The following is a 1,225-nucleotide window of genomic DNA, read 5'->3' on the forward strand; positions in this document are numbered from 1 at the left end:
TGAATCGCCCCTGGTTTCCTAGACACTCTCCAAGCTAAGAAAATAGCGTTTCTCATACTCTACTGGCGACAGCTGCATAGCACTGCTGTGTCGGCGTTTGGGGTTATAGAACATCTCGATGTAATCGAAAATATCACTTCGGGCTTCGTCCCGCGTTCCGTAGATCTTTCGCCGGATTCGTTCCCGCTTCAAAAGCTGGAAAAAGCTCTCGGCCACGGCGTTGTCATGGCAGTTTCCTCGGCGACTCATGCTGCTAATCACGTTGTTGGCCTTCAAGAAACTTTGCCAATCTGAGCTACTGAACTGGCTGCCTTGATCTGAGTGAATCATCACATGCTGCTGTGGCTTGCGTCGCCACACGGCCATCAGCATGGCGTCGATGGCCAGGTCGCTGCACATCCTGGGCTTCATTGACCAACCGATGACTTGGCGAGAGAACAGATCCAGCACAACCGCCAGATACAGCCAACCTTCATACGTGCGGATGTAGGTGATGTCGGTCACCCAGACCTTATTCGGCTCACTGACTTTGAACTGCCGCGCGAGATGGTTGGGCGAGGCCACTGTTGGTTTTCCACCGTAAAACCCCGGACGCCGCCGATAGCCAGTTTGCGAACGCAGTCCCTCTGCCTGCATCAAACGACCGACTCGATTTCGCCCGCATGTCTCTCCCAGCTCACGCAGGTCATCATGAATTTTGCGGTAGCCGTACACACCTCCGCTTTCGAGCCAAGCATGTTTGATCAAGCCAAGCAGACGATGATCTTCTTTTGCTCGGGCAGATTGAGGCTCGGCCAGCCAGGCGTAGTAGCCGCTAGGATGCACCTTGAGGGTTTGGCAAAGACGCCGCACTGGGTAATCGGTCGAGTGCTTTTTGATGAAGGCGTACTTCAGCCGCACTCCTTGGCAAAGTACGCGGCGGCCTTCTTTAAGATGTCTCGCTCTTCCGTCACGCGCTTGAGTTCAGCGCGCAGCTTGCGCAGTTCGGCTTGCTGGTCATCGTCTTGCTGACGCTGCTCTTGGGGTTTGCTGTAGAGCTTGATCCAGGCGTAGAGGCTGTGAACGGACATGCCCAAGCGCTGGGCAACGTCGGCGACAGGCTTGCCTTTCTCGGTCACTTGCTTGACCGCTTCGATCTTGAATTCTTCAGGGTAACGCTGACGACTCATGGCACCTCCTATTTGGGCCTCATTATGAGGCTTGGAGGTGTCTACGGAACCAGGGG

The 1,225-nt window shown here is 55.0% G+C and carries 1 protein-coding gene; it reads right to left on the reverse strand.

Annotation, left to right across the window (positions count from 1 at the left end; translation table 11 throughout):
- Window positions 1-18: 18 nt before the first annotated feature.
- A protein-coding gene (locus F3J43_RS23645) for an IS3 family transposase (RefSeq protein ID WP_166893005.1) occupies window positions 19-1,169 on the reverse strand; the annotation gives its coding sequence in 2 pieces (ribosomal slippage) (window positions 19-926 and window positions 926-1,169; 1,152 coding nt in all).
- Between the last annotated feature and the right edge of the window lie 56 nt (window positions 1,170-1,225).

Origin of the sequence: Pantoea sp. Cy-639, assembly GCF_011752525.1 — a bacterium.
Classification (GTDB): Bacteria; Pseudomonadota; Gammaproteobacteria; order Pseudomonadales; family Pseudomonadaceae; genus Aquipseudomonas.